A 16,426-nucleotide genomic window follows, 5' to 3' on the forward strand; every position below is an offset into this window, starting at 1 on the left:
TCAGGCTTTTTTTATATCAAATTCGATCCTTCTGGTTTCGTTTATTAAGCGAACAGGTTTGTTGTAAAAAAGCTTAATTAAAAGTACCTCGGCAAGTGAGGTATATTTTTTATGATCGCATTCGTACCACCAATACGAGTAATATTGCGTTTGGTTTTTCTCCATTCGAACAAAACATATTTCTTCATTGTTTTTTTTAATCACTTTAGATTCTATTATCTTATAACCAGTACCTGTCCAGCAAACCAAAGGATTGTGAGAGGGAGTTTTAATGTAAACAAGTTTTTTGGGAGTCACAATCTTAAAAACTTCATTGTTAACCCATATTCCATCTTTAATATTATATATGGTGTTCAGATTTTCGAGTAAGTCATGTTTTAATGCTTTTTTGATTTCTAAACTAGTTGCGAGTATTATTGAAAAAGCTATTGTTATTGGAAAGAAGATAGTTTTATTAGAAGCTGGGCTCGGTGTCTCTTCTTGATTAGGTTTGAAAAAGCGTATTAAAAACAACATAGGCATGATTTGATAAAACACAAAACAGAGTAAACCAATTGTGTAATGTAAAGTGTTTTCTTCGGTGCAATTAACTAAAATTAAAACGATGATTCTGAAGTAATTCGAAATGATATTGAGTAGAATTATTACAAAACAGAAGAGGAAGATTTGTTTTACGTTGTAATATTTATGCTGGTTGCGTTCCTCCAAAGTCAACAAAAAAGCGCCAACAAGTAAACCGGTTTTAAACATCGACAATCCCATGCAGGCAGTGTCGATGGTAATTTTTGCATTATGGATGTAGAAATTAACACCTTCGATTTTGGTAATCGGAATGAAATTTTTTAAAGTTAAATACACCCCGTAACATAGTATCTGTTTAATTTCTACGGTCAAATAATCGAAAAAAGTTGTAAAGAGTGAAGAGAATAATAGAATGCAGATAAAAGCAATGAACGAAAATTTTCTTGTAAAGCTGTAGTACAGAAAACAAGCCAATAGAGCTAAAGCTAAAAAATGCAGAGATTTGGTGTGCAATCGATAGCTTATAAATTCTAGTAAAAGAATTAATCCTAAAAGAGGGTAGTTCATATTAAATGAAGTTTTTCTACCCCCGATAAAAAATAAGATTATTGAAAATGAAACTCCAAAAAGATTACTATCAAGACCAGACAGGACTGTATTGGAGTTTATAGCCAATAATAGAACTAGGATCAGGATCGCAATGGTATTTTTGTATTGAAATAGAAATGATTCCATTAAATAATTTGCTTTTTGTGTTTTCTGTAGTAAAAGAAAAGTATTGTCGATCCCAAAATTATTAATAACCATTCATGTGGTTCTGGTACGGCTCCGTCATTATTGACAGATGCATTCCCAAGGGTGTCAATGTTTTTCTCAATTCCGTTATTTTTGTAATCTTCATCAGTTTCCAGTACAATTAAAGAAGATATTGGTGTAACAATATTAGCATCTTTGGCCAAATCGACATATTGATTCTGCACTAACGTATCGTTTTGAATTTTCACTTGTTCTTCGAGTACTTTTCCAAAAGCATACATTCTGTAGATGTGATCCGGCCCATTCTTTTTAGGGATATTGGTTTGGGGACTTTCTGTAATAGCAATGTTTGCAGGTTCAATATTTACGGTATTCGGTTCTGTTTTAAATAATACAAACTGTTTTTTATGAATCAGCTCTAAACTGTTCTTTAAACTGGTCTGAAAGTAATCGACATATTTTTGTTCTTTTACGGTTTGCCAAAACGGATTAATATCAGAAGAAATATTAATTACTTTTAAATTTCTCTGTTTTGTTTCGCTTCTTATCTTCTTTAAATAATCAGAATCTTCAAGTTCTTCAAAATTGGCAGAGAACGTTCCTGATTTTGTAATGATTAAACTGTTTTTAGTGATTTGATAGAGAGGTAATAAAGAATAATGCAGCTCTTCAAATTCTAATGCAATGGCTCTAAAATTGTCAGTATTAATTTCTTTCTTTTCTCCATTTATAAAAACAAATAAGTTTGATCTCTCTAGATTCACATAGGATTCTATTTGTTTGGTAGTCCAGCTGCTGTTTAAGTCCAGTATAATTTCTGAAGGAGTAAAAGGAATAGCTGTTTTTTGAATGTTTTTAACTTCGTAAATTTTGTTTTTCCATGCAAATGAGTTTGAGGCTTTGGTTAACGGCATAAACGCTTCCCAACAATCTAATCCTTTTGATTGGTTAATGTAATGACCTTTGTTGAGTTCAAAATCTTTGCTGGTTTCAATTTTTGTACTTCCAACGCTTTGAATTCGTGATATCGTTTCGGCAGTTGAAATGTTTGGACCTTTAATAGAAAGGCTTTGGTATTTCATTTGGTTGTCTTCAACTTTTAAAGGAGTTGTAAAACCGCATTTAAAAGTTCGGGGAGTGTTAGAGTTGATAGGGAAAACTCTAACCACGACCTTATTTCCTTCTTTCCATTGCATTAAAGACGGATCACGGCTTTCTACGCCTACAATTTGATTATAGGCAGCTTTAGCTTTTTCTTTCGTAGTTAAAACTCCTTTTCTTTCAATTCCGTTTACCCATAGTGATAATGATGTTGCAACAGAACCTTCCGGCAATTGAAAAGAATAAATAGCTTCCTGATTTCTCCGGGTATTTTCGGGACAGGCAATCTTCATGGTAACTTCGGTATAAGCCAAATGTGCGTCAGGGTAAATTTTCACATCTTCTTTGATGGTTTTGGTAAATAAATTTTTGCCACTCCACAGTTGTTCTTCGGCTTCTAATCGTTTGTCGAAGTTTGATTTCAGAATATTGATTTTGTCATCATGGTTAATATTAAGGTCTTTGCAGAACAGATAAGCAACAGATATAAACGGATTGTGTATTTTTTCCTCATTGAATTGTTTAGTACCAAAGGAACCAAAACTGTTAAAAGAAAAGAGGTCATGAAGCGGAATATAGACGATGTCTTTTTTTAGTAGTATCTCATTGAAAAAATTAGGTTTTAAATTTTGTGAGATCGAAATGTAACGGGGTAAATGATCGTCCTGATCAAAGGAACTGATAGCGGCTGATTGTACTATTTTATTGCTTTCGATACGCAATCCAATCGTAAAAAAAGTTAAGCTTAGAAGTATAACCAGGAAACCGGCACTAAAAGAAAGGGTGTAATTTTTATTTCGGTTAAGATACCGAATAATTGTTGCGATATGGATGATGATAACCAATGCGGGAACCAAGCCATAAAAACCTAATCCTAAGACAATAATACCCATAAAAGAGAATGGCATAATAGGAATCAGATATATGGCAAAATACAAGATGATACCAAAAGATAAACCATTTATAAAAAATGCAATAGATGTATTTCGACTTTCTTCTGATTTGTTGTAGATGAAAAAATTAGACAGGCAAAAAAACAGAGTGGCCAAATAAACCCATATTTGAAGATCATGAAAAATAGGAACAAGAATATTTAAAGAGAAACATCCAATAAACCAGTTTAGGATTAAAAAAGGAGTCAGATGAATATAAGTTTCTTTGTTTCTTAAGATCAGAAACGAAAGAACAATTCCATATACAAATTCAAAAACGAGACTAGGTATAGCCATTGATTCAAAATCATGAAATCGAAATTCTTTAGAGATAAGGGCGCTAATCAGGAAAAGGCTGCTGAAAAAGGTTACGATTAATCCAATTGTCACTCCGGTTTTTTGAGTGTAATGTTTTAAAAGGTCTAATTTGTATTTCATAGTTGTAGTTGTTTAAAAGTACTTTGAAATGCAAAGTTATTAAAGAATTTGAATTACAAGCTTTTTATGCTATTTTTTTTTAAAATCATGAAAAAGCTTAATGATGAAAAAAATGATTTTCAAAAATGAAAAAAAGTGGAGGGTTAAAAGCGTAACTATAACGTTGTAATTGCTTATTTAGAAAGGTTCTTTGCTAAAGTGGAAGTAAAATCTCACTTCGTTTGCAACAACAGATTTCGACTTTGTTAAAGAAAGGATTTTAAATTACCAATAATTCATTTTTTTAATATAAAATTGGAATTTTGACAAAAATGATCAGTGAAAATTGTTTTTTAGCAATAATAATTTTTGAAAAGGCGAGTTCTGTTATATTTTTTTTAATTCTCGGCTTTAATAACTAAATTTGCGAACAAAAAATAAAAATACCTACAAAATACTTCTATTATGAACATTTATAAGGATTATATTCAAGAGATTGAAGAAAGAAAAATTCAGGGGCTTAACCCAAAACCAATTGATGGTGCTGAATTACTAAGCGAAATCATTGAGCAAATTAAAGATTTAAATAACGAGTATAGAGAGGATTCTCTTAACTTTTTCATTTACAATGTTGTACCAGGAACTACTAGTGCTGCTGGTACAAAAGCTAAGTTTTTGAAAGAAATTATTCTTGGTGAATTCGAAGTAAAAGAAATAACACCTGCTTTTGCTTTTGAATTGTTGTCACACATGAAGGGTGGTCCTTCTATTGAAGTGTTATTAGATTTAGCGCTTGGTAATGATGCTGCTATTGCTAAAGAAGCAGGAAAAGTTCTTAAAACGCAGGTTTACCTTTATGAGGCAGATACAGATCGTTTAAAGGAGGCTTTTAAAAACGGTAACGCAATCGCTAATGAGATAGTTGAAAGCTATGCGCAGGCAGAGTTTTTTACTACATTACCGGAAGTGGTTGAAGAAATTAAAGTAGTGACTTATATCGCTGGAGAAGGAGATATTTCTACTGATTTGTTATCTCCGGGGAACCAGGCTCACTCCCGTTCTGATCGTGAACTTCACGGTAAATGTATGATTACTCCTCAGGCTCAAGAAGAAATCAAAGCGCTACAGGCGAAACATCCTGATGCAAGCGTTATGTTGATTGCAGAGAAAGGTACAATGGGAGTAGGTTCATCAAGAATGTCAGGGGTAAACAACGTGGCGCTTTGGACTGGTAAACAAGCAAGTCCATATGTACCATTTATTAATATTGCTCCAATCGTTGCAGGTACAAATGGTATTTCTCCAATCTTCCTAACAACTGTTGATGTTACAGGTGGTATTGGTTTCGACCTTAAGAACTGGGTGAAAAAAATAGATGCAGAAGGTAATGTTATTCGCAATGAAAATAACGAACCTATTCTGGAAGAAGCATACTCTGTTGCTACAGGTACTGTACTTACAATAAACACAAAAACAAAGAAATTATACAACGGCGACAAAGAGTTAATTGACATTTCTAAGGCATTCACGCCTCAGAAAATGGAATTTATAAAAGCCGGAGGATCATACGCAATTGTATTTGGTAAAAAACTTCAAACATTAGCGGCGAAACTTCTTAATATTGAAGCTCCTCTTGTATTTGCTCCGTCAAAAGAGATTTCTCATGAAGGACAAGGGCTTACAGCAGTAGAGAAAATCTTCAATAAAAATGCAGTGGGAATTGCTCCGGGTAAAGTTTTACACGCCGGATCAGATGTTCGTGTAGAAGTTAATATCGTAGGTTCACAAGATACGACTGGTCTTATGACAGCTCAGGAGTTAGAATCTATGGCTGCTACCGTAATTTCACCAATTGTTGACGGTGCTTACCAGTCTGGTTGTCACACCGCTTCAGTGTGGGATAAAAAAGCTCAGGCTAATATTCCAAAGTTGATGAAATTCATGAATGATTTTGGTTTGATTACTGCTCGTGACCCTAAAGGAGTTTACCATGCAATGACAGATGTAATTCATAAAGTTCTTAACGATATTACGATTGATGAGTGGGCGATCATTATTGGTGGTGACTCACATACAAGAATGTCTAAAGGAGTTGCTTTTGGTGCAGACTCAGGAACAGTTGCGTTAGCACTTGCTACAGGTGAGGCTTCAATGCCAATTCCTGAATCAGTGAAGGTAACGTTCAAGGGAGAAATGAAAGATTATATGGATTTCCGTGATGTAGTTCACGCTACACAAGCCCAAATGCTTAAAAAGTTTGGCGGTGAAAACGTATTCCAGGGTAGAATTATTGAGGTTCATATTGGAACTCTTACTGCTGACCAGGCATTCACGTTTACAGACTGGACGGCAGAAATGAAAGCAAAAGCTTCTATCTGTATTTCTGAGGACGATACTTTGATCGAATCTCTTGAGATTGCAAAAGGCAGAATCCAGATCATGATCGACAAAGGAATGGACAACGAAAAACAAGTTCTTCAGGGATTGATCAATAAAGCAGATAAGAGAATTGCAGAGATTAAATCAGCTGAAAAACCAGCATTGACTCCGGATGCAAATGCGAAGTATTATGCAGAGGTTGTTGTTGATTTGGATCAGATTGTTGAGCCAATGATCGCGGATCCAGACGTAAATAATGCAGATGTTTCTAAGCGATACACACACGATACCATCAGACCTCTGTCTTTTTATGGAGGAGAGAAAAAAGTAGATCTTGGATTTATTGGTTCTTGTATGGTACACAAAGGAGATATGAAGATTTTAGCTCAAATGCTTAAAAACATAGAAGATCTTCACGGTAAAGTTGAGTTTAAAGCTCCTCTTGTAGTAGCTCCACCAACTTACAATATTGTAGATGAACTTAAAGCCGAAGGAGACTGGGAAGTTTTACAAAGATATTCTGGTTTCGAATTTAACGATAGTGCTCCTAAAGGTGCTGCACGTACTGAATACGAGAACATGTTGTATTTAGAGCGTCCGGGATGTAACCTTTGTATGGGTAACCAGGAAAAAGCGGCAAAAGGAGATACCGTAATGGCAACTTCTACTCGTTTATTCCAAGGAAGAGTCGTTGAAGATACCGAAGGTAAAAAAGGAGAGTCATTGCTTTCTTCTACACCTGTTGTAGTATTGTCTACAATTTTGGGAAGAACCCCAACACTTGATGAGTATACAGCGGCAGTAGAGGGTATTAGCCTGACTAGGTTTGCACCTTCTCATAAACTGTTAGTGATGTAATCTACGATTAGTTATAATCATTATATATAGAGAGCCCGAGTGATAAACTCGGGCTTTTTCTTTTACAACTCCTCTATTTTTTGTAACTTGGGATGTTCAAAAAAACAAACAAAAACAATTATACTTATGGCTTTTGATATTGAAATGATTAAAAAAGTGTATGAGAACATGCCAGGTCGTGTTGATAAAGCACGCGAAATTGTTGGTCGTCCACTTACCTTAACAGAGAAAATTTTGTACAATCACCTTTGGGATGGAAATCCAACAAAGGCGTTTGGAAGAGGAGTAGATTATGTTGATTTTGCACCGGATCGTGTAGCCTGTCAGGATGCAACAGCTCAAATGGCATTGTTGCAATTTATGCACGCTGGTAAAGCTAAGGTGGCAGTACCTACAACAGTACATTGTGATCACCTGATTCAGGCAAAAGTAGATGCTGTAACCGATTTGGCCAGAGCAAAAACACAAAGTAATGAAGTTTTTGATTTCTTATCATCAGTTTCTAATAAATATGGAATTGGTTTCTGGAAACCAGGAGCTGGAATTATTCACCAAGTGGTACTTGAAAATTATGCATTCCCGGGAGGAATGATGATTGGTACCGATTCTCATACTGTAAATGCAGGTGGTTTAGGAATGGTTGCTATTGGTGTTGGTGGGGCAGATGCTGTAGATGTGATGTCTGGTATGGCCTGGGAGTTGAAATTCCCTAAGCTAATTGGAGTAAAACTAACAGGTAAATTATCAGGTTGGACAGCTCCTAAAGATGTTATTCTTAAAGTAGCAGGTATTCTGACTGTAAAAGGGGGGACGGGTGCTATTGTTGAATATTTTGGTGAAGGAGCAACTTCTATGTCTTGTACCGGAAAAGGCACGATTTGTAACATGGGTGCAGAAATTGGAGCTACAACTTCAACTTTTGGTTACGATGCTTCTATGAGCCGTTACCTGCGTTCTACAAACAGAGCTGATGTTGCGGATGCTGCCGATAAAGTGGCTTCTTACTTAACAGGAGATCCGGAAGTATATGCTAACCCTGAAAAGTATTTTGATCAGGTGATAGAAATTAACTTATCCGAATTAGAGCCGCATTTAAACGGACCTTTTACTCCGGATTTAGCGACTCCAATTTCTAAAATGAAAGAGGAAGCAATAAAAAATAACTGGCCTTTACAAATTCAGGTAGGTTTAATTGGTTCTTGTACCAATTCCTCTTACGAAGATATTTCCCGTGCGGCTTCTTTGGCAAGACAGGTAAGCGCAAAAAACTTAAAAACGAAATCTCAATTTACAATTACACCAGGTTCTGAGGTGGTTCGTTATACAATCGAACGTGATGGTTTTATTGATACTTTTCACAAAATTGGAGCGACCGTTTTTGCGAATGCCTGCGGACCTTGTATTGGTATGTGGGACAGAGAAGGAGCAGAGAAAGAAGAAAGAAACACCATTGTTCACTCTTTCAATCGAAACTTCTCCAAACGTGCAGATGGTAACCCAAATACTTTAGCTTTTGTAGGTTCTCCGGAATTGGTGACGGCTATGGCGATTGCTGGAGATTTAAGTTTCAATCCATTAACAGACACTTTAATCAATGAAGATGGAGAAGAAGTAATGCTAGATGAGCCTACAGGGGATGAATTGCCTCCAAAAGGATTTGATGTTAAAGATCCGGGCTTCCAGGTTCCGGCTGAAGATGGTTCAGGAGTTCAGGTTGTGGTAAGCCCAACGTCTGAACGATTACAACTATTAGCTCCGTTTGATGCCTGGGATGGTAAAAATATTACAGGTGCAAAATTATTAATCAAAGCATTTGGAAAATGTACTACCGATCACATTTCTATGGCAGGACCATGGTTGCGTTTCCGTGGACATCTGGATAATATTTCTAACAATATGTTGATTGGTGCTGTAAACGCATTTAACCAAAAAACAAACTCGGTTAAAAATCAACTAACAGGGGTGTATGACGCTGTTCCGGTTGTAGCCCGTGCATACAAGGCTGCGGGAGTTCCGTCTATTGTTGTGGGGGATCACAATTATGGTGAAGGTTCGTCTCGTGAGCATGCTGCTATGGAACCACGTTTCTTAGGAGTTAAAGCAGTATTGGTAAAATCGTTTGCCCGTATTCACGAAACAAACCTTAAAAAACAAGGTCTTTTGGGATTGACTTTTGCGAATGAAACCGATTACGATAAAATTCAGGAGAATGATACAATCAATTTTACTGATTTAACTGAGTTTGCTCCCGGAAAGCCATTAACATTAGAGTTCGTTCACGCAGATGGTACCAAAGATATTATTCTGGCCAACCATACCTACAACGAAGGCCAGATTGGCTGGTTCGTTGCCGGTTCGGCACTAAACTTAATTGCTGCCGGGAAAGCCTAATCGATACTATTTATTGCTATTAAAAATGCTCTGTGAAAACAGAGCATTTTTTTTATATAAAATTCAAGATTTTAATTCGGTTTCAATCATACTTAATCTCATTTTTAAAATTGAAATAAGCAAGCTTTTATGCTTATTCAAGAGGTTTAGCAGCACTCACTTCTTGGGATAAGATCTTCGTTTTGTTGGGTTTTGTGGTTTCAAATTCATCGACATCAATGCTGAATACTTTTTCCGAGGGTATTTGAGAATAGCTATTGTCGATGCGTCCTCCAATAATATATAATTTATTGTTGTAGTAATACATTGCAGCACGTTTTGACTCCAGTTCGATTTCAAATTCTTTTAACTGCTTTGTTTTTAATTCATAAGTATACATTTTTCGATCCTCAAAAAAGTAAATTATATTGTTGTTATAGGCAATAGCAGGTCTTTCTAAGGGAGTGAATAATTCACCGGGAAACTCCCATTTTTCTGTTGTCAAATCAAAAGTTTCTATTTGCGACAAAGGTTTTCCATTGTATCCGCCAATGAAATAAATTTTGTTGTCAATCAATATCCCGGTCGTTTCTTTAGCGATTAGCATACTGGGAAGTTCGTACCAGTATCCTGATGTAATATTGTACAAATGCATTTTATCGGTAAAGTCTTTTTTACCCTTTTCGTCCATCTTTACCGATCCTCCGGCTACAATGATATTGTCATTATAACTAAAGGACGCAAAATCAGCTGCCTGATGTGGATTCGCCTTATCTATTTTAATACTATGTTTGTCAAGATCTACAACTTCAATCTTATCTTGTAAGTATTCCCAACTGCTGATCTTGTTAACCAATATTTTTTTTCCGCCCAAAACATAAATCAGGTTGTTGTAGAAATGAATGTTATGATAAGCTCTGGGCAACAGTTTTAAATCCTGAACCTCCCAGGTATCATTCTTTATGTCATAAACAGAAAGGTGTTTTTTATAATGGCGTTTTCCTGTATTTAGAGTTTCGTCCAGAAAATCCTGAAAGTTTGGGTCGGCTTTTTTGGCCCGTACTTTTGCCAGCTGGTCTATTTCGGAATAAGCATCTCCACCGCTAACATAAATTTTATCCTCCTTTAAAAAAGAACCAAAGGAGAAAATAGGATATTTTAAAGAGGCTAATTTGTTGAATGAAATCTTAGTTTTTAATTTTGAATTAGAGGCAATAGTTACTCCGGATAAATTTTCGACGTTTTCTTCAAGTGAAACGGTAAAATTTTGCCTCGTTAAATAGCTCAGTGATATTCTTATTGTTTTGTATCCCAAATGAGAGAATTCTATGGTCTCCTCATTTTTAAATTCGGGAAGAAGTTTTAAAGAAAATTTACCGTTTTCATCCGTTATCGTCCTTGTTTTGCTTGATAGCGCCAATATATTGGTGTTTTCAAGCGGAAGACTGCCTTTTTGAGAAATGACTACGCCTTTTATGTTTTGGGCGACGGCTAATAAGGGGCAAAAAATAAAAAGTAAAAGTAATTTTTTCACGCTGTTCAGATTAAGATTGATTTTTGGTTGTTATAAAGTAAATTAGTTTCAAATAGTGAAAAGCTTTTTTAATTGGCTTTGGCCAGGTTCATTTCTCTCTTTAGGGTTTTGGTTCGGGCAGGTTTCGTATTTTTGAAATCTTCAAGATCAAATGTAAAAATATTTGAGGAAGGAGATTTTTCATATTTACTTTCCTTACGTCCTCCTAAAATATATAGTTTGTTATCGGCAAAATACATAGTGGAATACTTTAGGGCTAACTCCGTTTCGTATTCTTTAAGTTGTTTAGTTTTTAAATCGTACGTATACATTGTGCGATCTTCATAAATATAAATTATGTTGTCGTGATAGGCTATGGCTGGTTTTTCCAATCCGTAAAATAAATCGCCTTCTGTTTGCCATGCCTGAGTATTTAAGTCAAAGGTTTCTATTTTAGGTACCGGTTTTCCGTCATCTCCACCAATAAGATAAATGGTATCGTCTATCACAATTCCCGATGTTTCTTTTGCGGTTGGCATAGGATCAAGTTCATACCAGTATCCTGAAGTAATGTTGTACAAATGTACCTTGTTGGTAAAATCTTTTTTTCCACTTTCCGATAATTTTACAGAACCTCCCATTACAATAATATTATCCTTATAGGTAAAGGATGCAAAATCAGCTGCCTGATGTGGGGTTGTATAGTCTGTTTTAATTGTTTGATTGTTTATGTCCAGAACTTCGTTTTCATTTTGAAGGTATTCCCAATTGCTTTTTTGATTGACCTTAAGTGATTTTCCGCCTAAAACATAAATTGAATTGTTGTAGTAATGAATGTTATGATGGGCTCTTTTCTTTAATTTGGGTTTTAATTTCGGATATTCCCAGGTGTTTGTTTTGATGTCATAAATAGAGAAATCTCGTCTAAAATAAGAAAGAACAGCGTTTTGTCGGTATTCTTCCAGATAGATGGTTAAGGTAAAATCAGCTCTTTTGGATCGCAATAATTCCAGTCGGTTCATCTCATAAGAAGCATCGCCGCCAATGATGTAAATTTTATCGTCCTTCAAAAAAGATCCAAACGAAAAAATACTATGTTTCATTGAAGTTAATTTGCTGTAGGGAAGTTTTAAATTCAATTTGGGATTGGTTTTAACAGTTACGCCCGATAGATTTTGAACTTCATTTTCAAGAAAAACCTTATAGTTTTGTTTTTTCAGATAGCTGAGAGAGAATTGTGCGGTAGCATAACCAATATGTGAGAATTCTAGTACCTCATTGTCTTTAAATTTTGAAAGAAGCTTTAAAGAAAATTTACCTTCTTCATCTGTTATGGTTCCAGTTTTGCTTGATAAGGCAAATACATTGGTATTTGCAATTGGAAGTTTGGTTTCCTGAGAAATTATAGTGCCATTTATATTCTGGGCAGCTGATAATAAAGGGGATAGAATGAAAAGTAAGAGTAGTTTTTTCACACGGTTTTTTGGTTAAGATTGGTTATTTTGGTTTGAAAATAGTGCCTTTTATAAAGAGCATTATTTCAAAGGGTTGACTCAATTTTTATGCCGAAATTGTTAAATTGAACAAAATTAGTTGTTAAAAAAGATGCTTTTTTTACTTTAAAAAGTTAAATTCGCTTATCGGGTAAAATAATTCCCTTTTTTTGAGTTTATAATTCAGAAAGTAATTCAATTCAGAGCGTGTAATAAAAGATAAAAATGTAATAGATAATGGTTTCCAGGTTAATAGTAATTTTGTTTTTTTTCAGTGTTGGTGCTTTTTCACAGGAAAAGTATATTAAGCACAAAATCTCACAAGGAGAAAATCTCACTGTAATTGCTAAAAAATACGGAGTAAAACCAAAAGATATTGCAGCAGCAAACCCTAATGCGCCCAAAGTTTTAAAACTAAATTCCGTTTTATTAATACCCAATCACAATAAAACAGTTGCTAAGAAAGCTGCCGAAACGGTTACAAATACTACTCCGGTTGTAACTCCGGGTTCTCATGAAGTTCTTGCTAAAGAAACGCTTTGGGGAATTTCGAAAAAATACAATGTTTCGGTTGATGACTTAAAGAAAGCTAATCCGCTTTTAGAAAGCGAAGGTTTAAAAATTGGACAACAAATTAGTATTCCATCCAATACCAATGTCGATACCAACACTGCTGTAGCGACGACTGTTCCCGTAATCGAGAATATTCAGGAACCTGCAAAGGTTGAAGTAACCAGAGAGGTTTTGTCGAAAGAAACAAAATATGCCATTGCAAAAGAGTTTGGGATAACTGTTAAAGAATTAGAAAAACAAAATCCTGAAATTAAGAAGAGATTAAAAGTGGGTTACCTGCTTAAAATTAATGTTTCGCCCGAAAAAGCAGCAGCTTTGAAAGAAATGAAACCTGCTGAAACCACTACAGCGACACCGCCAATTCAGATTGCTGAAGATACTACCGTAAAAAAAGATTCTACATTTGTAAGATTGGGTAATAATTCTGATTTGATTGATCAATTGATTGTAAATGCAACTGAAAATATTGGAACGCGTTATCGGTCAGGTGGAACAACGAAAGCCGGTTTTGATTGTTCAGGACTGATGATTTGTACATTTAATAATTTTGATATTAAGCTGCCAAGAAGTTCGATCGAACAATCCAGAATTGGATTTAAGGTTGAAAGCGAAGCCGCACAAAAAGGAGATTTGATTTTCTTTAAGACCAACGGAAGACGTCGTATCAATCATGTTGGGATGGTAGTTGAGGTAACAGAAGGAGAAATTAAGTTTGTACATTCTTCTACTCACGGAGGTGTAATGATTTCATCTACTAAAGAACCTTACTACCAAAGAAGCTTTTCTCAAGTAAACCGAGTTCTTCAATAGTTAAACAATAGGGTTTTAAATTCTTCTATAGGGAAAGGCTTGTTTAAAAAAGCACTTACATACTTGTTTTTATTGATCTTTGTAATTTCATCCGGATCTAAGGTGGATGAAAGTACATAAATTCGAATTCTTTTTTTTATTTCTTTTTTTAATTTGTGAAACTCCTCCAGAAATTCGAAACCATTCATTATAGGCATCTGAATATCCAATAAAATAATGAGCGGATGGTTATTGTTAGTAACAAGCCACTGAATTCCTTCTTTACCGTTATTTGCGATGAAGATCTCGTCAATATCCAGTACTTTTTTAAGTAACTGTGTAATGACAAGCTGATCGATCAAATTGTCATCGACGATTAGAAATACAGGTTTAGTTTGCATGAGAAATAGGAATTGCTACAATAAATTTACTCCCGACAGTATTTTCAGAGAAAACCGAAATACTTCCTTTGATGTTTTCTACAGCTTCTTTTGCAATATAAAGACCTAATCCAGAACCTTTGTTTTTGTTTGTACCAAAATACATTTCAAAAATACTGTCTTTAAATTCGTCTTTAATTCCAATTCCGTTATCTGTTATCTCTATTTTATCACACCCCCCGTCCGTATAAGTTTTAATCGAAATAAACATTTCCGACTTATTGACATCGGCATATTTGATGGCATTGGAGAGTAAATTCGAAATAATGATTCTTAAACGTAGGTCATCGCTTTGGATGATATCGACTAATAATTCCTTTTTAAATTTTATTTTGTTGGCATTTTCAATATGCATCAATTGTGAAATAATCTCGTCAAATAGTTCTTTTAAACTGACAGGTTCTATTACAACCTGTTTTCGTTTGTTTTTTGAGTAATCGATGATGTCAACTATAAACTGATCCTGTTTGGTGAGACTTTTATGCATGAGCGTTAAATAGTCTCTGATCTGGTGAATGTCATCTTCGAGCTGGGTAATTTCGATGAGACCTTTTAAAGATGTTATAGGCGATCTCAGATCGTGAGATGCACTGTAAACAAACCGATCCAGCTCGTGATTGACAAGGATAAGGTTTTCGTTTTTTTCTTCAATTTCTTTCTTGGAAATTAGTAAACGCTTTACCATAATCGCATAGTACGAACATACGCTTATCACAATTATCAGAATAAAAACGATATTGGTTATAATAAGGAGGCTTTTGATTTTTCGTGTTCCTTCTCCCAAAGTATTCAGGAAATTACGTTCGTTAATAGTGAGTTTATCGCTGATTGTACTTATTTCGTTAAGAAATTTTTGCTGACTGGCAGGGGTTAGAAGATCTTGTTTTATCTCGGCATCCACTTGCTGCCCCAGAGACGCTAATTTGAATATTAGTTCGTCGCCCTGACCCCATTCGTGAATTGCTTTTGCCAGAAAGGATACATTTTTAAAATTTACAAACAGCCAGACAATATCGTCCAGGTCATCTTTGTGGTTTCGTCCTGTGAGAAACCCTTGTCGGGCAATTTCGTTATCTCCTTCTTTTAAAAGAGTTCTTCTGGCAATACCGTCCCCCTGAGGAACCTTTAATTCCTGAGAAAAGAGTTTCCATTGATTCGGATCTTTAGTAAAAAGATACATAATGAGATATCGTGCCGCATCTTTTTGACCTTTTGAATAATGTGATTCGCCATTAACGTAGGCCCTGTTGGCAGATAATATTTTGATCGTAAAAAAGTTGATGCAGATAAGTAATGCGCAGGAAATAATTACAATTATCAATGGAATGAAAACATTTGGGAAACGTATATTTTTAAAAAACGGACTCTTAGGCATAATTTTCAGATTTGGAGGTTAATACTGCTTTTTCTTTATCCGGTAAGAATGCTTATGGCTGAAGGTGTCTTTCTGAGAAAAGCAGGTTACTGAGAGTGTTGTTTTTTAACGGTTTTAAAATAAACAATTGTTAATAAAAACTTAATTTCCTAAGATTAGTTTACACCCTCATAAATTTAATAAAAAAAGGATATAGTTTTACAAACGAGTTATTTTTTCTTGTTAAATTTATTTTTCACGATGTTTTTTTATGTAATTGGATGATATGAGGTGTTTTATTATTGTTTTTCGGATTTTGATAAAGTATAGTATACTGTATTGCGTAAAGTTTAATTTAGAAATGAAAAAATAACACAAATAAAAAAAACTTGGAATAAGTTATTCTTTTGTTTAACAATTCTGGATGTGATTTAAAAAGGAGTTTTTCTTATAGGTTCTTAAAAAAGCTACAACTTTTTGGTGAGTTGTAGCTTCTAAGTATTTAAAGATAAGACAGTGTGTTTTATTCAAATTCATGCCAAAAATGCCCACCGCCATTTTTACATTCCGTATTTCTTCGCACAGTATTGGTTATTTTAAAAATCCACAGTAATGAAATTAAAACCTTTTTATTTTCGTTTTCAGGAAGTTCCGCGAGTTTATAAAAAGCAATTCGTGTTGGGAAACTTTTTAAAAGTACAATAGGGGTGTAGGTTGATTTTAATGGAATTGTATTAATGGCATTTTGATAAGTTTCTGTATCGTAATGATTTTTTTCAGGAATAGCGCTGAATATATAATTTTTTAAAGATGTAAGCAGCCTTTCAAAATCATAATCGGGATCTTCTAACAAAAGCTGTACTCCGAGATTAAAGTTTATTTTATCCTGGGCAACCTTATTGATTATTTCTTCTTCTTTAGACATTTGA

The 16,426-nt window shown here is 34.7% G+C and carries 10 protein-coding genes; 3 read left to right on the plus strand and 7 right to left on the minus strand.

The genetic code is table 11. The features are described 5' to 3' along the window. Both xrtN and AC3IS6_RS10255 read right to left on the minus strand, forming a co-directional pair. The gene (xrtN, locus tag AC3IS6_RS10250; RefSeq protein ID WP_489164777.1) at positions 1–1,257 is read right to left on the minus strand and encodes an exosortase N; all 1,257 of its coding nucleotides are present in this window, start codon (positions 1,255–1,257) and stop codon (positions 1–3) included. Beyond that, entirely contained in the window at positions 1,257–3,749 is a 2,493-nt protein-coding gene (locus AC3IS6_RS10255; RefSeq protein WP_489164778.1) for an XrtN system VIT domain-containing protein, read from the minus strand. Before AC3IS6_RS10255 ends, xrtN begins: the two co-directional genes overlap by 1 nt. Positions 3,750–4,193: 444 nt before the next feature. On the opposite strand from AC3IS6_RS10255, the gene AC3IS6_RS10260 reads away from it, so the two are divergent. Both AC3IS6_RS10260 and AC3IS6_RS10265 read left to right on the plus strand, forming a co-directional pair. Beyond that, positions 4,194–6,965 (plus strand): bifunctional aconitate hydratase 2/2-methylisocitrate dehydratase, encoded by a 2,772-nt coding sequence (locus AC3IS6_RS10260; RefSeq protein WP_489164779.1) that lies wholly within the window; start codon positions 4,194–4,196, stop codon positions 6,963–6,965. 126 nt (positions 6,966–7,091) lie between these two features. Further along, the gene (locus AC3IS6_RS10265; RefSeq protein WP_489164780.1) at positions 7,092–9,356 is read left to right on the plus strand and encodes an aconitate hydratase; all 2,265 of its coding nucleotides are present in this window, start codon (positions 7,092–7,094) and stop codon (positions 9,354–9,356) included. Between the two features lie 133 nt (positions 9,357–9,489). Here the strand turns inward: AC3IS6_RS10265 and AC3IS6_RS10270 are convergent, their stop codons facing one another. Beyond that, on the minus strand, positions 9,490–10,869 hold the full coding sequence (locus AC3IS6_RS10270) for a carboxypeptidase-like regulatory domain-containing protein (protein ID WP_489164781.1): 1,380 nt from the start codon (positions 10,867–10,869) through the stop codon (positions 9,490–9,492). A 68-nt stretch (positions 10,870–10,937) separates the two neighbouring features. Further along, the gene (locus tag AC3IS6_RS10275; RefSeq protein WP_489164782.1) at positions 10,938–12,323 is read right to left on the minus strand and encodes a Kelch repeat-containing protein; all 1,386 of its coding nucleotides are present in this window, start codon (positions 12,321–12,323) and stop codon (positions 10,938–10,940) included. Positions 12,324–12,578: 255 nt separating this feature from the next. On the opposite strand from AC3IS6_RS10275, the gene AC3IS6_RS10280 reads away from it, so the two are divergent. Beyond that, positions 12,579–13,724, plus strand: a complete 1,146-nt coding sequence (locus AC3IS6_RS10280) for a C40 family peptidase (protein ID WP_489164783.1) — start codon at positions 12,579–12,581, stop codon at positions 13,722–13,724. Here AC3IS6_RS10280 and AC3IS6_RS10285 read toward each other — a convergent pair. The 3 genes from AC3IS6_RS10285 to AC3IS6_RS10295 all read right to left on the minus strand — a co-directional run bounded on the left by AC3IS6_RS10285 (position 13,718) and on the right by AC3IS6_RS10295 (position 16,422). Further along, positions 13,718–14,104 carry a response regulator gene (locus AC3IS6_RS10285; RefSeq protein WP_489164784.1) on the minus strand — a complete coding sequence of 129 codons (387 nt, stop codon included), beginning with the start codon at positions 14,102–14,104 and terminating at the stop codon, positions 13,718–13,720. The two genes, AC3IS6_RS10280 and AC3IS6_RS10285, sit on opposite strands and share 7 nt — an antisense overlap. Continuing rightward, positions 14,094–15,518, minus strand: coding sequence for a sensor histidine kinase (locus AC3IS6_RS10290; RefSeq protein ID WP_489164785.1), 1,425 nt, complete (start codon positions 15,516–15,518; stop codon positions 14,094–14,096). The genes AC3IS6_RS10285 and AC3IS6_RS10290 overlap by 11 nt, the downstream gene beginning before the upstream one ends. A gap of 502 nt (positions 15,519–16,020) precedes the next feature. Next, positions 16,021–16,422 carry a DUF5958 family protein gene (locus tag AC3IS6_RS10295; RefSeq protein WP_489164786.1) on the minus strand — a complete coding sequence of 134 codons (402 nt, stop codon included), beginning with the start codon at positions 16,420–16,422 and terminating at the stop codon, positions 16,021–16,023. Positions 16,423–16,426 lie beyond the last annotated feature (4 nt).

It is taken from the genome of Flavobacterium sp. KH_035 (genome assembly GCF_057839565.1).

What these genes read in the sequence shown, in the direction of transcription:
- AC3IS6_RS10255 (WP_489164778.1), bottom strand. Translation starts at nt 3,749, where the DNA reads ATGAAATACAAATTAGACCTTTTAAAACATTACACTCAAAAAACCGGA.
- AC3IS6_RS10280 (WP_489164783.1), top strand. Translation starts at nt 12,579, where the DNA reads ATGGTTTCCAGGTTAATAGTAATTTTGTTTTTTTTCAGTGTTGGTGCT.
- AC3IS6_RS10290 (WP_489164785.1), bottom strand. Translation starts at nt 15,518, where the DNA reads ATGCCTAAGAGTCCGTTTTTTAAAAATATACGTTTCCCAAATGTTTTC.
- AC3IS6_RS10260 (WP_489164779.1), top strand. Translation starts at nt 4,194, where the DNA reads ATGAACATTTATAAGGATTATATTCAAGAGATTGAAGAAAGAAAAATT.
- xrtN (WP_489164777.1), bottom strand. Translation starts at nt 1,257, where the DNA reads ATGGAATCATTTCTATTTCAATACAAAAATACCATTGCGATCCTGATC.
- AC3IS6_RS10265 (WP_489164780.1), top strand. Translation starts at nt 7,092, where the DNA reads ATGGCTTTTGATATTGAAATGATTAAAAAAGTGTATGAGAACATGCCA.
- AC3IS6_RS10285 (WP_489164784.1), bottom strand. Translation starts at nt 14,104, where the DNA reads ATGCAAACTAAACCTGTATTTCTAATCGTCGATGACAATTTGATCGAT.
- AC3IS6_RS10295 (WP_489164786.1), bottom strand. Translation starts at nt 16,422, where the DNA reads ATGTCTAAAGAAGAAGAAATAATCAATAAGGTTGCCCAGGATAAAATA.